The 14,996-nt window shown below is 71.0% G+C and carries 20 protein-coding genes; 5 read left to right on the plus strand and 15 right to left on the minus strand.

Features of this window, described 5'->3' with window-relative positions; translation table 11 throughout:
* Positions 1-372 precede the first annotated feature (372 nt).
* Positions 373-1,269, plus strand: a complete 897-nt coding sequence (locus ACX25U_RS15025) for a MaoC family dehydratase (RefSeq protein ID WP_454392370.1) — start codon at positions 373-375, stop codon at positions 1,267-1,269.
* Positions 1,270-1,272: 3 nt separating this feature from the next.
* On the opposite strand, the gene ACX25U_RS15030 is transcribed toward ACX25U_RS15025, so the two are convergent.
* From ACX25U_RS15030 to ACX25U_RS15075, 10 genes are all read right to left on the minus strand, one after another.
* Entirely contained in the window at positions 1,273-1,956 is a 684-nt protein-coding gene (locus ACX25U_RS15030) for a TetR/AcrR family transcriptional regulator (RefSeq protein WP_454392372.1), read from the minus strand.
* A 72-nt stretch (positions 1,957-2,028) separates the two neighbouring features.
* Positions 2,029-2,328 (minus strand): DUF4229 domain-containing protein, encoded by a 300-nt coding sequence (locus ACX25U_RS15035; protein ID WP_454394285.1) that lies wholly within the window; start codon positions 2,326-2,328, stop codon positions 2,029-2,031.
* A 116-nt stretch (positions 2,329-2,444) separates the two neighbouring features.
* Positions 2,445-2,969, minus strand: coding sequence for an N-acetyltransferase family protein (locus ACX25U_RS15040; RefSeq protein ID WP_454392374.1), 525 nt, complete (start codon positions 2,967-2,969; stop codon positions 2,445-2,447).
* A gap of 76 nt (positions 2,970-3,045) precedes the next feature.
* The gene (locus tag ACX25U_RS15045) at positions 3,046-3,720 is read right to left on the minus strand and encodes a UdgX family uracil-DNA binding protein (RefSeq protein WP_454392375.1); all 675 of its coding nucleotides are present in this window, start codon (positions 3,718-3,720) and stop codon (positions 3,046-3,048) included.
* Positions 3,721-3,780: 60 nt separating this feature from the next.
* Entirely contained in the window at positions 3,781-4,944 is a 1,164-nt protein-coding gene (mqnE, locus tag ACX25U_RS15050; protein ID WP_454394287.1) for an aminofutalosine synthase MqnE, read from the minus strand.
* 48 nt (positions 4,945-4,992) lie between these two features.
* Positions 4,993-5,448 carry an Lrp/AsnC family transcriptional regulator gene (locus tag ACX25U_RS15055; protein ID WP_388350003.1) on the minus strand — a complete coding sequence of 152 codons (456 nt, stop codon included), beginning with the start codon at positions 5,446-5,448 and terminating at the stop codon, positions 4,993-4,995.
* Between the two features lie 106 nt (positions 5,449-5,554).
* Entirely contained in the window at positions 5,555-6,229 is a 675-nt protein-coding gene (locus ACX25U_RS15060; protein WP_454392377.1) for a UbiX family flavin prenyltransferase, read from the minus strand.
* A gap of 31 nt (positions 6,230-6,260) precedes the next feature.
* Complete coding sequence (locus tag ACX25U_RS15065; RefSeq protein WP_454392379.1) at positions 6,261-6,833, minus strand: Uma2 family endonuclease; 573 nt, start codon at positions 6,831-6,833, stop codon at positions 6,261-6,263.
* An 85-nt stretch (positions 6,834-6,918) separates the two neighbouring features.
* Positions 6,919-7,191, minus strand: a complete 273-nt coding sequence (locus tag ACX25U_RS15070) for a hypothetical protein (protein WP_454392381.1) — start codon at positions 7,189-7,191, stop codon at positions 6,919-6,921.
* Positions 7,188-7,526, minus strand: coding sequence for a hypothetical protein (locus ACX25U_RS15075; protein ID WP_454392383.1), 339 nt, complete (start codon positions 7,524-7,526; stop codon positions 7,188-7,190). Before ACX25U_RS15075 ends, ACX25U_RS15070 begins: the two co-directional genes overlap by 4 nt.
* 152 nt (positions 7,527-7,678) lie before the next feature.
* Here ACX25U_RS15075 and ACX25U_RS15080 point away from each other — a divergent pair, with 152 nt between their 5' ends.
* Positions 7,679-7,954, plus strand: a complete 276-nt coding sequence (locus ACX25U_RS15080; RefSeq protein ID WP_454392385.1) for a GntR family transcriptional regulator — start codon at positions 7,679-7,681, stop codon at positions 7,952-7,954.
* 433 nt (positions 7,955-8,387) lie between these two features.
* Here the strand turns inward: ACX25U_RS15080 and ACX25U_RS15085 are convergent, their stop codons facing one another.
* Positions 8,388-9,371, minus strand: coding sequence for an EamA family transporter (locus tag ACX25U_RS15085; RefSeq protein ID WP_454392387.1), 984 nt, complete (start codon positions 9,369-9,371; stop codon positions 8,388-8,390).
* Between the two features lie 79 nt (positions 9,372-9,450).
* On the opposite strand from ACX25U_RS15085, the gene ACX25U_RS15090 reads away from it, so the two are divergent.
* Positions 9,451-10,341, plus strand: coding sequence for a LysR family transcriptional regulator (locus tag ACX25U_RS15090; protein ID WP_454394289.1), 891 nt, complete (start codon positions 9,451-9,453; stop codon positions 10,339-10,341).
* A 30-nt stretch (positions 10,342-10,371) separates the two neighbouring features.
* On the opposite strand, the gene mqnP is transcribed toward ACX25U_RS15090, so the two are convergent.
* A complete protein-coding gene (gene mqnP / locus ACX25U_RS15095; protein WP_454392389.1) occupies positions 10,372-11,274 on the minus strand; it encodes a menaquinone biosynthesis prenyltransferase MqnP in 903 nt (300 codons plus the stop codon).
* Complete coding sequence (locus ACX25U_RS15100; protein WP_454392391.1) at positions 11,271-12,728, minus strand: menaquinone biosynthesis decarboxylase; 1,458 nt, start codon at positions 12,726-12,728, stop codon at positions 11,271-11,273. Before ACX25U_RS15100 ends, mqnP begins: the two co-directional genes overlap by 4 nt.
* Positions 12,729-12,818: 90 nt before the next feature.
* On the opposite strand from ACX25U_RS15100, the gene ACX25U_RS15105 reads away from it, so the two are divergent.
* Positions 12,819-13,208, plus strand: a complete 390-nt coding sequence (locus ACX25U_RS15105; protein ID WP_454392393.1) for a PLD nuclease N-terminal domain-containing protein — start codon at positions 12,819-12,821, stop codon at positions 13,206-13,208.
* 16 nt (positions 13,209-13,224) lie between these two features.
* Here the strand turns inward: ACX25U_RS15105 and ACX25U_RS15110 are convergent, their stop codons facing one another.
* A complete protein-coding gene (locus ACX25U_RS15110) occupies positions 13,225-13,992 on the minus strand; it encodes a CDP-alcohol phosphatidyltransferase family protein (protein WP_454392395.1) in 768 nt (255 codons plus the stop codon).
* A 118-nt stretch (positions 13,993-14,110) separates the two neighbouring features.
* Here ACX25U_RS15110 and ACX25U_RS15115 point away from each other — a divergent pair, with 118 nt between their 5' ends.
* On the plus strand, positions 14,111-14,584 hold the full coding sequence (locus tag ACX25U_RS15115; protein WP_454392397.1) for a nucleoside deaminase: 474 nt from the start codon (positions 14,111-14,113) through the stop codon (positions 14,582-14,584).
* On the opposite strand, the gene ACX25U_RS15120 is transcribed toward ACX25U_RS15115, so the two are convergent.
* Entirely contained in the window at positions 14,538-14,972 is a 435-nt protein-coding gene (locus tag ACX25U_RS15120) for an SRPBCC domain-containing protein (protein WP_454392399.1), read from the minus strand. The two genes, ACX25U_RS15115 and ACX25U_RS15120, sit on opposite strands and share 47 nt — an antisense overlap.
* Positions 14,973-14,996 lie beyond the last annotated feature (24 nt).

Genomic DNA, 14,996 nt, shown 5'->3' on the forward strand with positions numbered 1-14,996 from the left:
CACTGCTCTGCTGCATGTGGTACGCGCCGTGCGCACCGAGTCGTTCACCGGCGGCACGCGCCCGTGAGGGTTACCGCCGGTTGCAAGCGGGATCGTAGGGCGCCCTTATGAGGAGTTCGTGCGGATTCGGGAAGGATCCGGAGAGGGTCCAGGAAGAGCTCGGGGCCGGGCGGCGCAATCCGAGGGACGAGGGGCGCAAGGGGACTCGCCTCGGCCCTCTCCTCACCCGTGACGTAGACTTACCTGCGGTAACCAGGGCGGCTTGCCCGCCGACGTCGCCGAGACGATCGCCTGGCTCGCCCACCGGGCCTCCGGTGCGGTCAACGGCCGGGTCATCCGCGTCTGCGGCCTGAGCCCGCTGGGGGCGTAGCCATGACCGGCGCCGAATCCACTGTGGACACTGTCGTCCTCACCCGCTCCCCCGCCCTCGCCCCGGTACTCGCCCGCGGTGCCCTGCGCTCCCCGTTCAAGCGCCCCCGCCCGGACGCGCCCCTCCCCCGCACCCGGCTCGTACTGCCCTCCGTCCGCGTGGACCTGGCACGGCTGGCCGCCTACGAGCGGGTGTGCGGCTTCGCGACCGGTGACGACGCCCTGCCGATCACCTATCCGCAGGTGCTCGGCTTTCCCGCGGCCGTGCGCCTGATGAGCCGCGCGGACTTCCCGCTGCCGCTGCTCGGCCTGGTGCACACCTCGATCGACATCACCCGGCACACCGTCCTGCCGGCCACGGGCGTGTACGAACTGACCGTGCACGTCGCCGGGTTGGCCCCCCACCGGCGCGGCACGGAGGCCACCGTCGTCACCGTGATGAGGGCGGCGGGTGCAGACGTCGTATGGGAGTCGACGAGCACCTACCTGGCCCGCCACCGCACCGGCCGGCCCGCGCCCGAGTCCGCGCAGGAGAAAGCCGAGCCCGCCCGGCAGAAGCACGAGCCCCTGCCCGCCGTCGCCGAGTGGCGGCTCGCTCCGGGCCTGGGGCGGCGTTACGGTGCCGCGTCCGGGGACCGCAACCCCATCCACCTCCACCCGCTCACCGCCCGCCTGTTCGGCTTCCCCCGGGCGATCGCGCACGGCATGTGGACCGTGGCCCGCTGCCTAGCCGCCCACGGCACCTCCGAAGCCGTCCTGGTCCGGGCCGGGTTCCGGGCGCCGGTCCTGCTGCCGGGCACGGCCGTCTACGCCGCCGACGGCATCGGCCGCTTCGAACTGCGCGCCCCCTCCGGAGAGCGGACCCACCTGACCGGCGAGGTGCTTCCGCTGCTCACCTGAGCCTCAGACCGCGGACGGGGTCCAGGCCCGGCCCTCCATGAGGTTGCCCAGGCCCGCCCAGGCGAAGTTCATCAGGGTCGCCGCCGCCTGGCGGGCCGTGACACCCGGGGTGGCGTTGGCCCAGGCGGCAAGCGACTCGGCGGCGCCGACCAGGGCCTCGGCGAGCCCGTCGACCTCGTGCTCGGGCAGATCGGGGTCGTGGTGCTCCCCCGGGCTCCCGGCCGCGCTCGAGCAGGGGGCAGCCCCGTTCCGGGCGGTGGCGAGGATCAACTGTGTGACGAACGCGACGAACTCCGTGCGCACCGCGGCGACCTCGGCCGCGAACGGCTCCCCGTGCGTACGGGCCTGCCGGTGCAGCACCGTCCAGCCCTCCGGGTGCTGCGCGGTGTGCGCGAAGAACGCCCGCAGCCCCTCCCAGAGTTGACGGTCGGCGGGCACGTCGGGACGGACTCCGGCCCGCACGGCCTCGGTCAGCGCGACGGCCTCGCGGCGGATACAGGCGCTGAAGAGGTCTTCCTTGGAGTTCAGATACAGGTAGACCAACGGCTTGGAGACGCCCGCCAGTTCCGCTATCTCGTCCATCGACGCGGCCATGTAGCCGCGCTGTCCGAAGATCTGTACGGCGGCGTCGAGCATCTGCTGCTCGCGCACCGCCCTCGGCTTCCGCTTGGTCTTCACGGCACCCATGAGGGCAAGCCTACGTTCGGGGCACCGGCCGCAGGCCCGCCGAACGGACCGACCGGAACCGGATCGACCGAATCAGGATGCCTGGCCCTGCGCCCGCGCCCGGTCGTCGGCCCCGTCCTCCTGGCCGGCGCTGGCCTGGAAATTCTCCTTCATACGGTCCACCCGCCGGGCGACCTGGACCGACGCCCGGTCCCGCTCCTTGCGCAGGGCGACGAAGCTGATCGGGGCCGAAATCACCATGGCGAGCAGGAGGATCCACAGGCCGTTGGAGCTGCCGAGGCCGCGCGGGGCGATGCCGGAGTAGACGAGGCCCCAGACGACCACGAGGCAGCCCACGAAGATCCCGAGGCGCATCAGCGTGTAGCGGAGCATCTCAATCCACTCTTCCGTTCCGGACATTTTCCACAGGGCAACGTCCAGTGAAGCACGACCGGCACCCGATCGTGAAAGGGGGTACCAAAAGGGGGCGAAATCTCAGGTCGGCGACCTCAGCCCAGCGGCAGGAGCATGATCACGTCGTCGCGGTCGTCGTCCGGCGCGATCCGGATGGCGCCGGGCACCCGCCCGACCTCCTTGTAGCCGCAGGAGGCGTAGAACCGCTCCAGGCCGAGCCCGCCCCGGCAGGTGAGCCGGACCGCCTCGATGCCGTCGAAGCCGCGGGCCGCGTCCGCCGCGGCCTCCAGCAGGTCCCGCCCGTAGCCCCGGCCCTGGTGGCGCGGGTGCACCATCACCGTGTAGAGCCACAGCCAATGGGTCATCAGCCGGTGGGTGTTGAAGGTCAGGAAGGCCGTCGCGGCGACCCGCCCCTCCTCGTCATGGCCGACCAGCAGCCGGGCGCGGCCCTCGGTCAGCGCCATGAACTGCTTCACCAGCTCGGGCCGTATCGCCTCCCGCGTCACCGGCGGCACGAAGCCGACCGCGCCGCCCGCGTTCGAGACGTCGGTCCACAGGTCGAGGATGCCGTCGCGCAGGGCGGGGTCGACGGCGGGGTCCAGCGTAAAAGTAAGGGGCATAGGCCGATCGTATCTATTACATGACCGCTCTTGTCCAGTGAATGAGCACGTCCGGACAGATCTGGACGGACACGTCCTACGACAGCGCCCTCGCCGCCACCTTCAGGTCGGAGACCAGCCCCCGGTACGCCCCCTCCCGGTCCTCCGCCCGCAGCACGGACGAGGGGTGCACGGTCGGTACCAGCCGCTCCGGGCGCCCGTGGATCTCCTGCTCCAGCACGGTCCCGCGCACCTCGGTCACCCGGAACGACGAGCCCAGCAGCGCCTTGCCGGCCGTTGCGCCCAGGAGCACGATCAGCTCGGGCTCGACGAGCGCCAGCTCGGCCGCGAGCCAGGGCCCGCACGCCTTCGTCTCCCGCAGGGTGGGCGCCTTGTGGATACGGCGCTTGCGGGGCTCGGCCCGCGTGAACTTGAAGTGCTTGACCGCGTTGGTGACGTACGCCTCGTCCGGGTCGATACCGGCCTCGGCCAGCGCCCGGTCCAGCAGCTTCCCGGCCGGTCCGACGAACGGCCTGCCCTGCCGGTCCTCCTGGTCGCCGGGCTGCTCGCCGACGAGCATGACCCGGGCGTCGGTGTTCCCGGCGCCGAACACGGTCTGCGTGGCGTCCCGGTGCAGCGGGCAGCCGCGGCAGCCGGCGGCCGCCTCGCGCAGGGCGGCCAGATCCGCGTGGGCCGGGACGAAGGGCTCGGCGGTGTAGGCGTCCTCGGGCGCCCCGGGGCTCCCGGCGGCCTTCGGCTTCGTGGTGGCCATACCGGGCGGGTACCCGCCCGGCCACCGGCCTCACCGCGCCCGGCGGTCACACCTCGGCGGTCACACCCGCATCGGCTGCGGCGACTCGCGGCGCGCCGGGTCCGGGCCGTCGTACTCCCGGATGATCTCGTACCGCGTGTTGCGCTCCACCGGCCGGAAGCCCGCGTCGCGGATCAGCTCCAGCAGGTCGTCGCGGGTCAGCTTGTTCGGGGTGCCGAAGTTGTCCGCGTCGTGCGTGATCTTGTACTCGACGACCGAGCCGTCCATGTCGTCGGCGCCGTGCTGGAGGGCGAGCTGCGCGGTCTGCACGCCGTGCATCACCCAGAAGACCTTGACGTGCGGGACGTTGTCGAACAGAAGCCGCGAGACGGCGAAGGTCTTCAGGGCCTCGGCGCCGCTCGCCATCGTCGTACGGGCCTGGAGGCGGTTGCGGACCTTGCCGTCCTTCACGTCCACGAAGTCGTGCTGGTAGCGCAGCGGGATGAAGACCTGGAAACCGCCGGTCTCGTCCTGCAGCTCACGCAGCCGCAGCACGTGGTCCACGCGGTGGCGGGGTTCCTCGATGTGTCCGTAGAGCATGGTGCACGGGGTCTTCAGACCCTTCTCGTGGGCCAGCCGGTGGATCCGGGACCAGTCCTCCCAGTGGGTCCGGTGATCCACGATGTGCTGCCGGACCTCCCAGTCGAAGATCTCCGCGCCGCCGCCGGTGAGGGACTCGAGCCCGGCGTCGATCAACTCGTCGAGGATCTCGGAGGCGGACATCCCGGAGATCGTCTCGAAGTGGTGGATCTCGGTGGCCGTGAACGCCTTCAGCGACACGCCCGGCAGGGCCGCCTTCAACTCCCGCAGGGAGCGCGGGTAGTAACGCCACGGCAGATTGGGGTGGAGGCCGTTGACGATGTGCAGCTCGGTCAGGTTCTCCGACTCCATCGCCTTGGCCAGCTTGACGGCCTCCTCGATGCGCATCGTGTACGCGTCCTTCTCGCCCGGCTTGCGCTGGAAGGAGCAGTAGGCGCAGGACGCGGTGCACACGTTCGTCATGTTGAGGTGCCGGTTGACGTTGAAGTGCACCACGTCGCCGTTCTTGCGGGTGCGCACCTCGTGGGCGAGGCCGCCGAGCCACGCCAGGTCGTCCGACTCGTACAGCGCGATGCCGTCCTCGCGGGTCAGCCGCTCACCGGAGCGGACCTTCTCCTCCAGCTCGCGCTTGAGCCCGACGTCCATGCCCATACCTCTTTCCTCGAAGACTCCGACAACCGTACGCCCGGGTGATCAGACTTCTTCGGGCAGCTCACCCACCCGGTTCTCCCACTTCGTGGAGAGCACGATCGTGGTACGGGTCCGGGAGACGCCCTTGGTGCCGGACAGCCGCCGGATGATGCTCTCCAGTCCGTCGACGTCCGGCGCGCGCACCTTGAGCATGAAGGAGTCGTCGCCCGCGATGAACCAGCAGTCCTCGATCTCGGACAGGTCCTTCAGCCGCTGCGCCACGTCCTCGTGGTCGGCGGCGTCGGAGAGCGAGATGCCGACCAGGGCGGTGACACCGAGGCCGAGCGAGGCGGCGTCCACGGTGGCGCGGTAGCCGGTGATGACACCGGCCGCCTCCAGCCGGTTGATGCGGTCGGTGACGCTCGGTCCCGACAGGCCGACGAGGCGCCCCAGCTCCGCGTACGAGGCCCGGCCGTTCTCCCTCAGGGCCTGGATGAGCTGCCTGTCCACCGCGTCCATGCGATCGAAGCCTTCCGCTGGAGAGATCCGGTGAGGGATCTCGAGAAGTTCCTGAAGTGTGTCGAGTGGTACTGGTACTACCGGTGTTGCTCTTGCCGCCCGTCGCTCACGAAGGCCGCGAGCCGCCGCCCAGTTCGCCCTCCCAGCGGCGGTAGAGGCGGTGGGGCACGCCCACGGCGTCCAGGGCCCGGCCGGCCACGAAGTCCACCAGGTGCTGGATGTGCGTGGCTCCGGCGTAGAAGGCGGGCGAGGCGGGCAGGACGGTGGCGCCCGCGTCGTCCAGGGTCACCAGGTGCCGCAGCGTCTGGCCGTGCAGCGGGGTCTCCCGTACGGCCACGACCAGCGGCCTGCCCTCCTTGAGGGTCACGCTCGCCGCCCGCTGCAGCAGGTCCTTCGACAGCCCGAGGGCGACCCCCGCCACGCAGGCCGTCGAGGCGGGCACGATCAGCATGCCCTTCGCCGGGTACGACCCGGAGGACGGCCCGGCCGCCAGGTCACCGGCGCTCCAGTGCCGTACCCCCGTGACGTCCACCTCGAACGTACCGGGCTTGCCGTCGGCCCCCAGGGACAGCCACTCCCGCAGGTCGTCCTGCCAGTGCGCGTCCCGGAAGGAGATCCCGGTCTCGTCGAGCAGGGTGAGCCGCGAGGCCCGGCTGACCACCAGGTCGACACTCTGTCCGGCGTCGAGCAACGCCCGCAGCACGGCGGCCGCATACGGAGTGCCGGACGCCCCGGACACCCCCACGATCCAAGGCGCGCGCTGCGTTTCTCCTACGTTCACACGTCGAGCCTACCGGCGGGACGGGCCGAACTCAGGACCGGCCGGACACCTGCGGGTCCACGGGGAGGCGGTCGGTGGGGATCGTCAGCTTGCCGAGCGGGGATTCGACGGTCAGTTCCGGCCCGTACGGAATCGTGTCCCGGCCCTGGTAGCCGTCGGGGCCGGGATTCCACAGCGTGACCGCATGGCCCTGGAGCGGGTCGAAAACCAGGTGGTTGGCGATGCTGCAGGAGGCGTACCAGCGGGGCTTGATCTCGTAGTCGCGCCGGATGCTCTCCGGGGACACCGCTTCGGCGACGAACTCGATCGGGCCGACCGGGTACGCACTGCGGTTCCCGGCCTCCGCCGAGGCCGGGATGACCGCGAGGTCCGGGCAGAACTCATTGACGTCGTCGAAGGGAAACGCGACGTCGCTGACCAGCGCCCACTCCGGCGCCAACTGTCCTTTGAGCGTCACCCACAACCGCTGGATCGTGCTGGGGTGGATGGGGCGCACCGGGGACAGCACGACACCGCCCTCGACGATCTCCGACAGCCAGCCGGGAAACATGTCCTCCAGCTCGCCGAGCCGCGAGCGCAGGCGGCGGATACCCGAGCCACTCATGCCGGCCTCCCCTCGTTTCCTGCGGGTGACCGCACGCTACCGACGCGTGCGGCCGTGTGCATCCTGCTCCTCAGGACTTCACCCGTCAGGCGATCCGCAGGACGTCGGCGAGCGACCGCGTCAGCTCGACCACGAGGTGCCGCAGCTCCTCGGGCCCCGCCTCGCCCACCAACTGCCGGGCGTGCCCCAGCAGGATGCCCGCCATCTCCGGCTGGGCGTCCTCCACCGCGTCGGCGCGGCGCGAGACCGGCCCGGGGCGCGCGGGGTCGGCGATGACGTAGGCGGGCTTGCCGTCAGCACCGCACCAGGGCAAGGGGCGGGGCTCATAACTCTCACCGGATGCCGACACGAACCTCATGCGACCTCCACCCCATGGATCACGTACGGGCCGGGCCCGTCCAGCCCCAGCGCCGCCAGCTCCAACTCCTGCCGCCGATCCGCCTGCTCGGCGGCGACCACGTAGGGGCGGACAGACCGGGTGGCCTCCCCGGCGAGAGGCACCTCGGTACGGCGGAAGCAGGGCCGGAGCCGGACGCGGCTTCGGCACGTCAGGGGCGGCCCGGGGCGCCGGTGCCGCCCCACCACCGATCCGCCCGGAGCCGACAGCACCGTACGGGCCAGGCTCAGCAGGATCGCGACGGACGCGAGGAAGAGGGCCGCGCAGGGCAGGAGGGGAGGGATAGGGTCGGACACGCGTCAGCTCCTTGTCAGCTGGTGCCGTGCCCCGGGGCGAGTGCCATCGCCGCCGGGGTCTCTTGCGTCCAGCGTAGCGGCAGAGTCCTATAGGAACCTAGGGGAACTACAGATGGATAAGAAGAGTGTGCCAGGCACACTATGGAGGAGTGATGGAGTTCGAGCCCGACATTCCCCGCTGGCGGCAGGTGGCCGCCGTCATCCGCAGCCGCATCGAAGACGGCACCTACCCCCCTCGCGGACGCGTTCCCTCGGTGCAGCAACTCGTGGAGGAGTTCGGTATCGCCACGGCCACGGCCGGGAAGGTGAACGTGGGGCTGAAGAAGGAGGGACTCGTCTACACCGAAGTGGGCATGGGTTCCTTTGTCACCCCCGACGCCCTCGAAATCCTGCGGAAAGCCCGCGCTGAGGCGGAAGCCACCGACTGACGTACGAGCCCCGACGCGCAGATTCCTGGAGACACAGTGCGGGACCGGGGAGATCGTCGGTTGCGAGGAGCTGAAAGCCTGCTGCGCAGGGGACACGCCGTCCATATGGGCAGCGTGTCCCGCCTCGTGGTGCAAGCGGCCCTGCTCGACGCGTTCCGGCGAGCCGCACCTCGGCCGCCCCATGCGACAACAGCCCTTACATCGCGCGCGGCCGGCCTGCCGTCAGCGCCACGGACGGCCCCCGAGCCGCGTCGACGCCGCGGTGACCCGCGCGCTCCACGTACCTGACCGGCCGCACCGCCCGGCGGGACGCGATCTCCCGGGGGCTCAGGACACCCACCCTCCTGAAAGGGTGAACACCCGGCCGGTGAATGCCACTCACGCACTCAAATGAGCGGCATGTGAACACCGGAGGCCGAGAGGCTCCCACTTTTCAGAGGGATACGTGCCTCCTGGCCGGGCGTCGATGGGATCGTGTGCGATCTGCCGCGGGCAGGCCGCGCGCCACGCGGCCGGACGGGTTCGGCGGGTTGAGCTGCGCGGCGAGCAAGGCGGCGAGGGCGAAGGCGAAGCCGAGGGTCTGCGGCAGGCTCAGTGACTCGCCCAGCACGACGCCGACGACGGCCGCCACCAGCGGAGACAGCAGCACCAGTGGTGCGGACGCGCCGACCGGCAGCTTTCCGATCCCACGGAACCACAGCGTGTACGCGATCAGCCCGCCCATGCCGCCGAGCCACAGATAACCGCCGACGGCTCCGGCGCCGATCCGCTGCGGCACCCCCTCGATCGCGAGGGTGAGCGGGAGCAACAGCAGGCCACCGGCCGTCAGTTGCCAGCCGGCCAGGGTCAGTGGGCCGACCCCCGGGGGACGGCCCCAGCGCTTGGTGAGGACGACCCCGCCGGCCATGGTGGCCGTACCGCCGAGGCCGGCGAGCACCCCGACGACGTCCAGCCGGGCCCCCGGCCCGAGCACGACGAGTCCGACGCCGGCCACGCCGATCACCCCCCAGGCCAGTCGCCAGGCCGTCGGCCGGTCATGGAGCACCGCGATGGCCAGGGCGGCGACCAGCAGCGGCTGCGCGGCGCCGAGGGTGGCGGCGACACCGCCGGGGAGTCGTTCGGCCGCCAGGAACAACAGGGGGAAGAAGGCGCCGATGTTGAGCACGCCGAGGACGGCGGCCTTCCACCACCAGTCCCCTCGCGGGAGCACGCGGATGATCGCCAGCGCGAGCAGCCCGGCGGGCAGGGCGCGCATCAGCCCGGCGAACAGCGGGTGCCCGGGCGGTAGCAGCTCCGTGGTCACGGCGTACGTGGTGCCCCAGGACGCGGGAGCGAGTGCGGTCAGTGCGACGGTCGCCGCCTGCTGCGCGTACGAGGTCCGCGGCGGGCCCGGTGACCGTTCGGTCAGGGAATGCATGTGAGGAAGTCTCGGCAGCAACCCATCATGAACGCAAAGCATGCTTGTCATGGAAACCATGAAGCAGCACGATGGAAGTGTGGATCTCCAGCAGATGCGATACGTCGTCGCCGTCGCCGAAACCCGCAACTTCACCCGCGCCGCGGAGCGCTGCTCCGTGGTGCAGTCGTCACTCAGTCACCGGATCGCCGGCCTGGAACGGGAGCTCGGGGTCAAGCTGTTCGCCCGGTCCAGCCGTCGCGTCGAGCTGACCAGCGCCGGAGCGGCGTTCCTCGTCGGCGCGCGCGAGTGCCTGGCCGCCGCGGACCGCGCGGTCACCGACGCCGCCGCCGCGACCGGCGTGGTACGCGGCCGGCTCGCCGTCGGCGTGATCGTGACCACGGCTGCCGTCGACGTACCCGAACTGCTGCAGAGGTACCGCGCCCGGCACCCGGACGTCCGCGTCCTCCTCCGTTCCGGACGCAGCGACGAACTGGCGGCGGCACTCCGGAGCGGCGAGCTGGACATCGCCTTCCTCGGCATGCCGGAGGGCGAACGGCCGTCCGGTGTGGAAACCATCGTCCTCGATCACGACGAGCACGTGCTGGTGGTGCCGGCCGGGCACCGGCTCGCGGGCGTTTCCCGGGTCACGCTGCGGGAGATCGCCGAGGAGACGTTCGTGGACTTCGCGGGCGGGACCCCCGGCCGGGCCCAGTCCGACCAGGCGTTCGCCGCTGCCGGCCTGACCCGCGACGTCGCGTACGAAGCCGGTGTCGTCGAACTGATCACCCGGCTGATCGCGCGCGGGCTCGGCATCGCGCTGCTGCCGTCGGCGTTCATCCGGCCACTGGTCGCCGACGACCCCGGACTGGCCCTGGTCCCGGTGGTCGACGGGCCGCGTCGCATCGAGTATCTGGCGTGGAGCCGGTTCAACCCCAGCCCGGCCACCCGAGCGCTGCTCGACGTCCTCGGGGTCGGAGCACAGCCGTAGCCCTGCCTGCGCCGACGCTCCGCACCCGCGTTACACCGTCAGCCCGCGCACCAGCAGGTCCAGCAGCGCGCACACGAACAGCGCGATGCCGATGAAGCCGTTGACGCTGAAGAACGCCCGGTTGAGGCGGGACAGGTCGTGCGGGCGGACGATGGTGTGCTCGTAGACGAACGCGCCCGCGACGATGAGCAGGCCCAGCCAGAAGAAGGCGCCGGCGTCGGTGGCGACGGCGTACCAGGCGAACAGGGCGGTGGTGACCAGGTGGCAGGCCCGGGCCGACCGGATGGCGGCCGGTATGCCGAAGCGGGCCGGGACCGACTTGACGCCGATCTCGCGGTCGGTCTCCACGTCCTGGCAGGCGTAGATGAGGTCGAAGCCGCCGATCCAGATGCCGACGGCCAGGCCCAGGATCACCGCCTCCCAGGACCAGGTGCCGGAGATCGCCAGCCAGCCGCCGACCGGGCCGATCGCCTGGGCCAGGCCCAGGATGGCCTGCGGGAAGTTCGTGAACCGCTTGCCGTAGGGGTAGACCACCATCGGGATCACCGCGAGGGGGGCGAGTGCCAGGCACAGGGGGTTCAGCAGGGCCGCCGCCGTCAGGAAGACCACCAGGGCGACCAGGGCGCCGGTCCACGCGTGGCGGACGGACATGGCGCCCGTGACCAGCTCGCGGTGCGCGGTCCTGGGGTTACGGGCGTCGATCTCCCGGTCGATGATCCGGTTGACCGCCATGGCGAACGTGCGCAGACCCACCATGCAGATCGTGACCAGCAGCAGCCTGCCCCAGTGGATGGTCCTGTCCCACTCGTACATCGCCGTGAGGGAGGCGATGTAGGCGAAGGGCAGCGCGAAGATCGAGTGCTCGATCATGACCAGGCGCAGGAAGGCCCTGGTGCGCCCCGGTTGCGGAAGCGCCGCGGACGCCGAGCTCACAGGCCGTACTCCTTCCAGCGGCGGTCGACCTTCGCCGCCGTCTCCGGGTCGGACAGCACCATCTCCGGCCACCCGCCGTCGCGCGTGTAGCCCTCCTCGGGCAGCTTCTTCGTCGCGTCGATGCCCGCCTTGCCGCCCCAGAACTGCTGGTAGGAGGCGTGGTCGAGGTGGTCGACGGGGCCTTCCACGACCGTGAGGTCACGGGTGTAGTCCGTGTTGCCCAGGGCCCGCCAGGCGACCTCGTGCAGATCGTGCACGTCGCAGTCGGCGTCGACGACCACGATCAGCTTGGTCAGCGACATCATGTGTGCCCCCCAGATGGCGTGCATCACCTTCTGGGCGTGCTTGGGGTACTTCTTGTCGATGGAGACGATCGCGCAGTTGTGGAAGCCGCCGGCCTCGGGGAGGTGGTAGTCCACGATGTCCGGGACGATGATCTTCAACAGGGGGAGGAAGAAGCGTTCCGTCGCGCGGCCGAGCGGGCCGTCCTCCGTCGGGGGGCGGCCGACGACGATCGACTGCAGCAGGGGCCGCTTCCGCATCGTCACGCAGTCGATGGTCAGCGCCGGGAAGGGTTCCTGCGGGGTGTAGAAGCCGGTGTGGTCGCCGAAGGGGCCCTCCGGCAGCATCTCGCCGGGCTCCAGCCAGCCCTCCAGGACGACCTCGGCGTTCGCCGGGACCTGCAGCGGTACGGTCTTGCAGTCGACCATCTCGATCCGCCTGCCCGCGATGAAACCGGCGAACAGGTATTCGTCGATGTCCCCGGGGAGAGGAGCGGTCGAGGCGTACGTCACCGCCGGGGGGCAGCCGAAGGCGATGGCCACCGGCAGCCGCTCGCCCCGCCGCGCCGCCACCTGGTAGTGGTTGCGGCTGTCCTTGTGGATCTGCCAGTGCACGCCGATGGTGCGCTTGTCGTGGCGCTGCAGGCGGTACAGGCCCAGGTTGCGGACGCCGCTCTCCGGGTCCTTGGTGTGGGTGAGCCCCAGGTTGAAGAAGGAGCCGCCGTCCTCGGGCCAGGTGAACAGCGCCGGCAGCCGGTCGAGGTCGACGTCGTCGCCGTGCAGGACGACCTCGTGCACGGGGGCGTTCTCCGACTTCACCTTCTTCGGCGGTACGTGCGTCATCGCGCCGAGCTTGCCGAAGGCCTCCCGCACGCCCACGAAGCCCTGCGGCAGTTCGGGCCGCAGCAGCCCGCCGATCCTGTCGGAGATCTCGCCGTACGACTTCAGGCCGAGGGCCTTCAGCAGGCGCCGGTCGGTGCCGAAGACGTTCATGGCCAGCGGCATGGCCGAGCCCTTCACGTTCTCGAAGAGGAGGGCGGGGCCGCCGGACTTCTGCACTCGGTCGACGATCTCACCGACCTCCAGATGCGGGTCGACCTCGGCCTTGATGCGCTTGAGGTCGCCCTCGCGCTCCAGCGCCCTGAGCAGGGAGCGAAGATCGTCGTAAGCCATGCGTCCCAGTATCGGCCACGGGCTACCCTGGCCCCGTCACCGGGGCCGTCTCGCAGAGCCCCGCCGTCGTTTTCCAGGGGACTTCTCGACATGCTCAGGGTGCTGACCATCCTCGTGCCGTTGGCACTGACGATCTTCGCGTTCATCGACTGCCTGAACACGCCCGAGGACGAGGCGAAGCATCTGCCCAAGATCGCCTGGGTCTTCATCATCCTGCTCTTCTGGGTCGTCGGCCCGATCGTCTGGCTCGCCGCGGGCAAGGACCGGCGGCCCCCGGCGAACGGCCGTACGCCCTCGGAGTGGCACCGCAACCACCGGGCCCAGTACGTCGCCCCGGACGACAACCCCGAGTTCCTGAAGTCCCTCGCCGAGGAGAACAAGAAGGACGAGCAGCTCCTGAAGAACTGGGAGGCCGACCTGCGCCGCCGCGAGGAGGAACTGCGCCGCAAGGAGCACGGCGAGGAGCCGAAGGACAGCTGACCCCCGGCCGAGCGCCTCAGCGCAGCCGGGACGACGACAGGATCGACAGCAGGTGGGCCGGGACCATCACCCAGGTGATGGCGGCGAGGGCGATCAGGGCCCAGCGGGTGACCTCGGTACCGCCGGTGACCGTGTCGCCGATCGCCGCGGCGAGGAAGAGCAGGGACGCCTCGATGCCGTTGGTCAGGCGGTGGACCTTGAAGGCGGCGGCCAGCCGGCGGACCGTGGCCACGCCCTGGGAGCGCGGCCGGGTCGACTCGTCGTCGGCGACGGTCAGGCCGCGCCGGGCGCGGGCCACGTCCACCAGGTCGGTGGAGGCCTTCAGCAGGACCACGCCGAGGGCGGTCGCGAGGCCCAGGGACACCCAGCCGCCGAAGCCGGAGCGGGCCGCGTGGAAGCCGGCGCCCACCATCAGGGCGGCGTCCGCGAGGTAGGCGCCGAGCCGGTCGACGTAGATGCCGGTCGCGCTGTTCTGGCCCTTCCAGCGGGCGACCTCGCCGTCCACGCAGTCGAAGAGCAGGAAGAGCTGCATCAGCACGACGGCCAGGACGGCACCGGTCAGGCCCGGGACCAGCAGCGCGGCCCCGGAGGCGATCCCGCACACCACCATGGTCCAGGTCAGCTGGTCGGGGGTGACGGGCGTGCGCACCAGCTGCCGGGTGAGGCGCAGGGAGATCTTCCGCATGTACAGGCGGCCCGCCCAGTGCTCGCCGTTGCGGCTCGCCAGCTTCGCCTGCGGCTGGCAGACCTCCCGCAGCTCCTCCAGAACCGGAGCAGCAACCATGACCGTTTCCTCCCACCCACCCGGGCCCAACTGCCGCACACGCGGCGATGATCGGGCCAGGGTACCGAGTGGGTGCGGAGGCGTTGCCATGCGGCCGCGCTGCCCGCACAGTGTGCGCATGGATCAAGCACGGGATCAGGCACTGGATCAGGCACAGGCACGTTCATGGCTCACCACCGCCCTCGCCGAGGCCCGCGCCGGGCTGGCGGAGGGCGGCGTCCCCATCGGCGCCGCGCTCTACGCGGCCGACGGCACCCTTCTCGGCCGCGGCCACAACCGCCGCGTCCAGGACGACGACCCGTCCACACACGCGGAGACGGCCGCGTTCCGCGCCGCGGGCCGGCAGCGCTCCTACCGGGATACGACGATGGTGACGACCCTCTCGCCCTGCTGGTACTGCAGCGGCCTGGTGCGCCAGTTCGGCATCTCACGGGTCGTGGTCGGTGAGGCGACCACCTTCCGGGGCGGGCACGACTGGCTCGCGGAGCACGGTGTGGAGGTCGTGGTGCTGGACGATCCGGAGTGCGTCGAGCTGATGCGGGGCTTCATCGAGAAGCATCCGGATCTGTGGAACGAGGACATTGGCGCGTAGTTAGTTCGAGCAAGCGTTCGAATCGGGTCCGCCAGCGCTGCTCCGACTCCCTCTCGCCCTGGAACTCATGGGTGAAACGGAGGGTGGCGCCGTCCTCCCCGTGGCGCTCCAGGTGGAAGCGGATCCGGCCGCCGCCCTCCACGGTGTACTCGGCGACCCGGTCCACGTCCCACGCGGTGATCCGCCCGCTGCCGATGCCGCGCAGGGTCACCGCGCCGCCGAGCCGGGGTTCCAGCTCGTCGGCGTCGGTGAACCACCGCGAGAGTCCTTCCGGTGTGGCCAGCTGGGGCCAGACCTTCTCCATGGGCTGGGGAAGCCGCACCAGGAAGGCGAGGATGTGCGTGTTCCCGTGGGTCTGGCTGGTGCCCTGTTCGATGGATCCGGTCATGGCACCAGTGTCCCCGAGCGGCCG

The organism is Streptomyces sp. JNUCC 63, from assembly GCF_054366325.1.

Coding starts and splice junctions, on each gene's coding strand:
- ACX25U_RS15040 (WP_454392374.1), bottom strand. CDS start 2,969: ATGCCCCTTACTTTTACGCTGGACCCCGCCGTCGACCCCGCCCTGCGC.
- ACX25U_RS15080 (WP_454392385.1), top strand. CDS start 7,679: ATGGAGTTCGAGCCCGACATTCCCCGCTGGCGGCAGGTGGCCGCCGTC.
- ACX25U_RS15085 (WP_454392387.1), bottom strand. CDS start 9,371: ATGCATTCCCTGACCGAACGGTCACCGGGCCCGCCGCGGACCTCGTAC.
- ACX25U_RS15070 (WP_454392381.1), bottom strand. CDS start 7,191: ATGAGGTTCGTGTCGGCATCCGGTGAGAGTTATGAGCCCCGCCCCTTG.
- ACX25U_RS15110 (WP_454392395.1), bottom strand. CDS start 13,992: ATGGTTGCTGCTCCGGTTCTGGAGGAGCTGCGGGAGGTCTGCCAGCCG.
- ACX25U_RS15100 (WP_454392391.1), bottom strand. CDS start 12,728: ATGGCTTACGACGATCTTCGCTCCCTGCTCAGGGCGCTGGAGCGCGAG.
- ACX25U_RS15025 (WP_454392370.1), top strand. CDS start 373: ATGACCGGCGCCGAATCCACTGTGGACACTGTCGTCCTCACCCGCTCC.
- ACX25U_RS15045 (WP_454392375.1), bottom strand. CDS start 3,720: ATGGCCACCACGAAGCCGAAGGCCGCCGGGAGCCCCGGGGCGCCCGAG.
- ACX25U_RS15115 (WP_454392397.1), top strand. CDS start 14,111: ATGGATCAAGCACGGGATCAGGCACTGGATCAGGCACAGGCACGTTCA.
- ACX25U_RS15065 (WP_454392379.1), bottom strand. CDS start 6,833: ATGAGTGGCTCGGGTATCCGCCGCCTGCGCTCGCGGCTCGGCGAGCTG.
- ACX25U_RS15055 (WP_388350003.1), bottom strand. CDS start 5,448: ATGGACGCGGTGGACAGGCAGCTCATCCAGGCCCTGAGGGAGAACGGC.
- ACX25U_RS15120 (WP_454392399.1), bottom strand. CDS start 14,972: ATGACCGGATCCATCGAACAGGGCACCAGCCAGACCCACGGGAACACG.
- ACX25U_RS15035 (WP_454394285.1), bottom strand. CDS start 2,328: ATGCTCCGCTACACGCTGATGCGCCTCGGGATCTTCGTGGGCTGCCTC.
- ACX25U_RS15105 (WP_454392393.1), top strand. CDS start 12,819: ATGCTCAGGGTGCTGACCATCCTCGTGCCGTTGGCACTGACGATCTTC.
- mqnE (WP_454394287.1), bottom strand. CDS start 4,944: ATGGACGTCGGGCTCAAGCGCGAGCTGGAGGAGAAGGTCCGCTCCGGT.
- ACX25U_RS15030 (WP_454392372.1), bottom strand. CDS start 1,956: ATGGGTGCCGTGAAGACCAAGCGGAAGCCGAGGGCGGTGCGCGAGCAG.